The sequence below is a fragment of the Clostridium sp. DSM 8431 genome (assembly GCF_900116755.1).
Classification (GTDB): domain Bacteria; phylum Bacillota; class Clostridia; order Clostridiales; family Clostridiaceae; genus Clostridium.
On the sequence record NZ_FPBY01000191.1, the window covers coordinates 1 to 6189 of the forward strand.

At 31.0% G+C, this 6189-nt stretch carries 4 protein-coding genes and 1 pseudogene; all 5 read left to right on the plus strand.

Annotation, left to right across the window (positions count from 1 at the left end; translation table 11 throughout):
* Nucleotides 1-102, plus strand: a 102-nt coding sequence (locus tag BM384_RS14755; protein WP_175537406.1) for a sigma 54 modulation/S30EA ribosomal C-terminal domain-containing protein, incomplete at its 5' end; no start/stop codon positions are given.
* Between the two features lie 519 nt (nucleotides 103-621).
* Nucleotides 622-3147: a preprotein translocase subunit SecA gene (gene secA, locus BM384_RS14760; RefSeq protein WP_090014716.1), complete on the plus strand. Its 2526-nt coding sequence runs from the start codon at nucleotides 622-624 to the stop codon at nucleotides 3145-3147.
* A gap of 71 nt (nucleotides 3148-3218) precedes the next feature.
* A protein-coding gene (gene prfB / locus BM384_RS14765; protein WP_139232139.1) for a peptide chain release factor 2 occupies nucleotides 3219-4326 on the plus strand; the annotation gives its coding sequence in 2 pieces (ribosomal slippage) (nucleotides 3219-3296 and nucleotides 3298-4326; 1107 coding nt in all).
* A gap of 152 nt (nucleotides 4327-4478) precedes the next feature.
* Nucleotides 4479-5777, plus strand: a complete 1299-nt coding sequence (uraA, locus tag BM384_RS14770; protein WP_090014720.1) for a uracil permease — start codon at nucleotides 4479-4481, stop codon at nucleotides 5775-5777.
* Nucleotides 5778-5973: 196 nt separating this feature from the next.
* Nucleotides 5974-6189, plus strand: a pseudogene (locus tag BM384_RS14775) (IS5/IS1182 family transposase); the annotation flags it as partial.

Here is a 6189-nt window from a genome sequence, read left to right on the forward strand (position 1 = left end):
CATAATTTCTTCGTATATCAAGATGCTGATACAAATAGGGTAAGCGTAATGTATAAAAGAAAAGACGGAGATTATGGTTTGATTGAACCAGATTATAAATAAATGAATATAGAGAAAGATGGCCCTTTGATTTATCTTAGGGCTGTTTTTAATGCATAAGAAAGTATAAAATTTTTTTATGTTAAACACTGATTTTGACTGGCTTTCTCATATGGAAGTTGTCAAATGCATTAAAAAATAATTGTAGGCCGCAAAAGAACCTAAAAGCAAAATAATTAAATTGTATTTTAATATGAAATTATTTTACTTTTAGAACTTTTTTTAGGCTAACAAAGCTGCCTCCTGCACTGAAAAGCGTGGCATCAGCCACTTTGTTATTTGAATTATTTAAAGGTTTACTTAAAATGTATATTATAGATAATAAATTGCGTATAAAGCAGATTACGACTTTATTTTGTGAAATTATGAATAATAGGAGAATAATATCTTTATCTTTGTTAATATATGTTTATATTTCTTGATAATACTTTATGTAAAATGTTATAATTTAGAGATAGGTGGCTTACTTTTTTATGAGAAGGTAATTAGAGAAAAAATTAAAAGGTTTGAAAGGATGAAATTATGAAATTTTTAGGAGGCTTATTTAAATCATACACAGAAAGAGAAGTAAATAGAATAAAGCCCATAGCAGATAAAGTTGAAGCCTTAGATGAAGCTATGCAAAAGCTTTCAGATGAAGAGTTAAAAGCAAAAACTACTGAATTTAAAAAGAGAATAGAAGATGGAGAAACATTAGATGATCTTTTAGTAGAAGCATTTGCAGTAGTTAGAGAGGCATCAACAAGAGTTTTAGGAATGAAACACTATAGAGAACAAATAATAGGTGGTGCAGTTTTACATCAAGGAAGAATTGCAGAAATGAAAACTGGTGAGGGTAAAACATTAGTTGCCACACTACCTGCCTATTTAAATGCCCTTTCAGGAAAAGGTGTTCATATAGTAACTGTTAATGACTATCTTGCACAAAGAGATATGGAGGAAATGGGACAATTATATGAATTCTTAGGCTTAAAAACAGGTGTTATCATTCATGGCTTAAATAATAATCAAAGAAGAGAAAACTACGCAGCAGATATAACATACGGAACAAACAATGAATTTGGTTTTGATTATTTAAGAGATAACATGGTAATTTATAAAGAAGAAAGAGTTCAAAGACCTCTTAACTTCTGTATAGTCGATGAAGTTGATTCAATTCTTATAGATGAAGCAAGAACACCTCTTATAATTTCAGGAGCTGGAGAAGAATCAACAGAATTTTATAAGGTAGCAGACTATTTTGTTAAGACTTTAAAACCTGAAGAAGACTATACAATTGATGAAGAAGCAAAAGCAGTAATGCTTACAGACCAAGGTATAGAAAAGGCTGAAAAGAATTTTAAGGTTGAAAACTATGCTGATGCAGAAAATATGGCTCTTCAACATTATGTAACTCAAGCATTAAAAGCTAACGTGACAATGAAGAAAGATAAAGACTATATGGTTAAGGACGGAGAAGTAGTCATTGTTGACGAGTTTACAGGAAGACTTATGGAAGGAAGAAGATACTCAGATGGTTTACACCAAGCTATAGAAGCTAAAGAAGGTGTTAAAATTGCAAGAGAATCTAAAACTTTAGCAACAATAACATTCCAAAATTACTTTAGAATGTACAATAAGTTATCAGGTATGACTGGTACAGCTTTAACAGAAAAAGGAGAATTTGAAGAAATTTATGGACTTGATGTTATAGTAGTTCCAACTCATAGACCAGTACAAAGACAAGATAAAGCAGATGTTATTTACTTAAGTGAAAAAGGTAAATTCAATGCTATAGCAGATGAAATAGCAGAAACACATAAAACTGGTCAACCAGTTCTAGTTGGTACTGTAAGTATTGAAAAATCTGAAGAATTATCTAAACTTCTTAAGAAGAGAGGAATTAAGCATCAAGTATTAAATGCTAAGTATCATGAACAAGAAGCTGAAATCATTAGCCATGCAGGAGAAAAGGGTATGGTTACAATAGCTACTAATATGGCTGGTAGAGGTACTGATATTAAGCTTACTGATGAAGTAAAAGAAGCTGGTGGTCTTAAGATTATTGGTACTGAAAGACATGAATCTAGAAGAATTGATAACCAGCTTAGAGGACGTTCTGGAAGACAAGGAGATCCAGGTTCATCTCAATTCTATATATCTCTAGAAGATGAATTAATGAGAAGATTTGGTTCTGAAAAGATTCAAGGTATAGTATCAAAATTAGGTCTTACAGAAGAAGATGCTATTGAAAATAAAATGATTACTAAGCAAATTGAAAATGCTCAGAAAAAGGTTGAAGGTAATAACTTTAATACAAGAAAAACATTATTAGGTTATGATGATGTTATGAATGTTCAAAGAGAAGTTATATACAAACAAAGATCAGAAGTTCTTGAAGGAGAAGATTTAAAAGATCAAATTCAAGCAATGATTAGATACGTAATAACAAAGGCTGTTAATATACATTTAAATGGTATTGAAGGAGACAGTGAAGAAGCAGAAGCTGCTATGAAAGACCTTATAGCATATTTAAATGATATATGTGTACCAGCAAATAGAGTGACTGTTGATGAATTAATGAATCTTTCAAATGATGAAATCATTGAAAAATATGTTTCTATAGCAAATGAAATTTATGATGGAAAAGAAGCAGAATTTGGTGCTGAAAGAATGAGAGAACTTGAAAGAGTTATCCTTCTTAGAACTGTTGATACTAAGTGGATGGATCATATAGATAATATGGATCACTTAAAACAAGGAATGGGACTTCAAGCCTTTAAGCAAGAAGATCCAGTAAGAGCTTATCAAATGGAAGGTAGTAAGATGTTCGATGAAATGATCGATAGCATCAAGACTGATACAGTTAAGTATATATTCCATGTTCAAGTAGAAAGAGCTCCAGAAAGAGAAAGAGTAGCTAAGGAAACTGGTGCAAGTGCAGGTGGTTCTGCTTCAGAATCAGCTAAGAGAGAACCAGTTAGAAAGAAAGTTGAAATTGGTAGAAACGATCTTTGTCCATGTGGAAGCGGTAAGAAGTATAAAAACTGCTGTGGAAGAGAAGTATAAAATTAGTTATAATTAATAATAAGGCTAGTCTATATAGGCTAGCCTTTAATAATAGTTAAGAGGGTGAAAAAATGGTTATTGAACTAGAAAAAGAACTGTTAAAACTACCAGGTTTAAAAGAAACTATAAAAGAAATGGGGGCTTCACTTTGACAAGGAAGCTTTAGAAAAGAAGGTTAAAGAACTAGAACTTCAAATGCAGGAAAATGGATTCTGGGATGATATAAAAAGAGCAGAAGAAATTACTAAGGAAAGTAAAAGACTTAAAGATAAGCTTGATAGATATAATAATTTAGTAACTAGATTAGAGGACATAGAAGTCTTAAATGAGCTTATGGAAGAGGATGATACTGAATCTGCAAATGAAATAATAAGTGAAATTAAAGCTGTAGAAAAAGAAGTTAATGAATATAGAATAGAAATGCTTTTATCAGGAGAATATGATAACAATAATGCAATACTTACACTTCACGTAGGTGTTGGTGGTACTGATGCAAATGATTGGACTGAAATGCTACTTAGAATGTATACAAGATGGTGTGATAAAAAGGGATATTCAGTTGAAACTATAGATATGCTTCCAGGAGAAGAAGCTGGTATTAAGAGTGTTACCTTACTTGTTAAAGGAGAACATGCCTACGGATATTTAAAGGCGGAAAAGGGAATTCATAGATTAGTTAGAATATCACCTTTTAATGCTAATGGTAAAAGACAAACATCTTTTGCTTCAGTGGAAGTATTACCTGAACTTACAAAGGATCAAGATATAGAAATTAATAGTGATGATTTAAAAATTGATACCTTTAGATCAAGTGGTGCTGGAGGACAGCATATAAATAAAACTGAATCAGCTATAAGAATTACGCATATACCAACTGGAATAGTAGTTCAATGTCAAAATGAAAGAAGTCAGTTTGCAAATAGAGAAACAGCTATGGCTATGTTAAAGTCAAAGCTTATAGAGTTAAAGGAAAGAGCACATAAAGATAAAATAGAAGACTTAACTGGAGAACTTAAAGATATGGGTTGGGGAAGTCAAATAAGATCTTATGTATTCCATCCTTATAGCATGGTAAAAGACCATAGAACTAATATAGAAACATCTAATGTTAATTCAGTTATGGATGGAAATATAGATATGTTTATCAATGGATTTTTATCACAAAACTCAGAAAAATAATTTAAGTAAGGACTCAAATAAGAGTCCTTATTTTTACGTAAAAAAACCAAAAAAATTTTTTTGGAAATACATGAATATTAATATTAAACTGGTAAATTAAATATATTTTAATTATAATAAAAAATGTTATAACGTTTAAAGGGGGAAAAAGAATGGAAAAAGATAAAATCTTAGAAGAAGAAATTCTAACTATAGACGTAAATGAAAAGCTTCCTTTATCCAAGGCAATTCCTTTAAGTTTTCAACATTTATTTGCTATGTTTGGTTCTTCAGTGTTAGTTCCTGTTATGGTTGGAATAGATCCAACTACAGTGTTATTCTTTAATGGTATAGGAACATTATTATATGCATTTTTGACTAAGAAAAAGATACCAGCGTATCTTGGGTCAAGTTTTGCTTTTTTATCACCAATTTTCTTATTGCAAAGTCAAGGTTATGATTTCAGAACTATACAAAGTGGTTTCGTGGCTACAGGGGCGCTATTTGCTATCATTGCTATTATTGTAGGTTATACAGGTACGGGATGGATTAATAAGTTATTTCCACCAGCAGCAATGGGAGCAATTGTTACTATAATTGGTTTAGAGCTTGCAGCTTCGGCAGCAGATATGGCTGGATTTCCTGTAGGGGGAAGCAATACATTAGAATTTAATCCTACATGGGTTACAGTTTCTATGGTCACTTTAATAACTATGATTTTATGTAATGTGTTATTAAAAGGATTCCTAAAAGTTATACCAATTTTAATAGCTGTTGTTGTAGGATATGTTACAGCATATGCAATGGGGATTGTAGATTTAACACCTATAAGAGAAGCGAAGTTCTTTATAGTTCCACAAATACAAGTGGCACATTTTGACTTGCAAGCAATATTAACAATATTACCAGCAACATTTGTTGTATTAGCAGAACATATTGGCCATTTAAAGGTAACAGGAAGTATAGTGGGAAGAGATTTAACAGAAGATCCTGGATTAAACAGATCACTTCTTGGAGATGGTTTATCAACAATGATTTCAGGGATGTTTGGTTCAGTCCCAACAACTACATATGGAGAAAATATTGGGGTACTAGCTTTGACAAAGGTATATAGTGTTTATGTAATTTGTGGAGCAGGTATATTCTCAATTATTTTAGGATTCTCAGGAAAGATGTCAGCTTTAATTAATTCAATACCAACACCAGTTATAGGAGGAATAAGTCTTTTGCTATTTGGTTCTATAGCAACTTCAGGTCTTAGAACTTTTATAGAAGAAAAAGTTGATTTCTCAAAGTCAAGAAACTTAATTTTGACATCAGTAATATTCATTGTTGGATTAAGTAGAATAACTATTAATTTAGGTTCAGTAGAACTTACAGGAATGGGACTTGCAACTGTTGTAGGATTAATAATCAATGCTGCGTTCTTAATATTTGATAAGTTAGGAATAATGAATGAACCTGCAGATTAATCTAAAGAGATGTATCTGAATGGACAACACTTTTTTAGAGTATTAATAAGTGTAGTTTATACAAAAAATGAGGCTTCAGGTATGGAGGACACTGAAAAAGTGCCCTTCGGAAAATTAAGTCCAAAAGATTGTTATTCAACAATCTTTTGGGCTTTTTATGTTATACTTAATTTATTAAATAATAAGGGTGATTAGAGTGATAAAAAAGCAAGAAACAATGATTTTAAGTGAATATACAGGAATTTATGATTTGGTTGTTCCCAAAGACAATATGCTGAGAAAAATTAATGAATTAATTGACTTTTCATTTGTTTATGACGAACTTTCTAATAAATATTGTTCTAATAATGGTAGAAATGCTATAGATCCAATTCGTATGTTTAAATATCTTTTATTAAAGTCTATCTTCGAT

Bases quoted from the DNA above. Each gene is read 5' to 3' on its own strand.
- secA (WP_090014716.1), top strand. From the start codon at position 622: ATGAAATTTTTAGGAGGCTTATTTAAATCATACACAGAAAGAGAAGTA.
- uraA (WP_090014720.1), top strand. From the start codon at position 4,479: ATGGAAAAAGATAAAATCTTAGAAGAAGAAATTCTAACTATAGACGTA.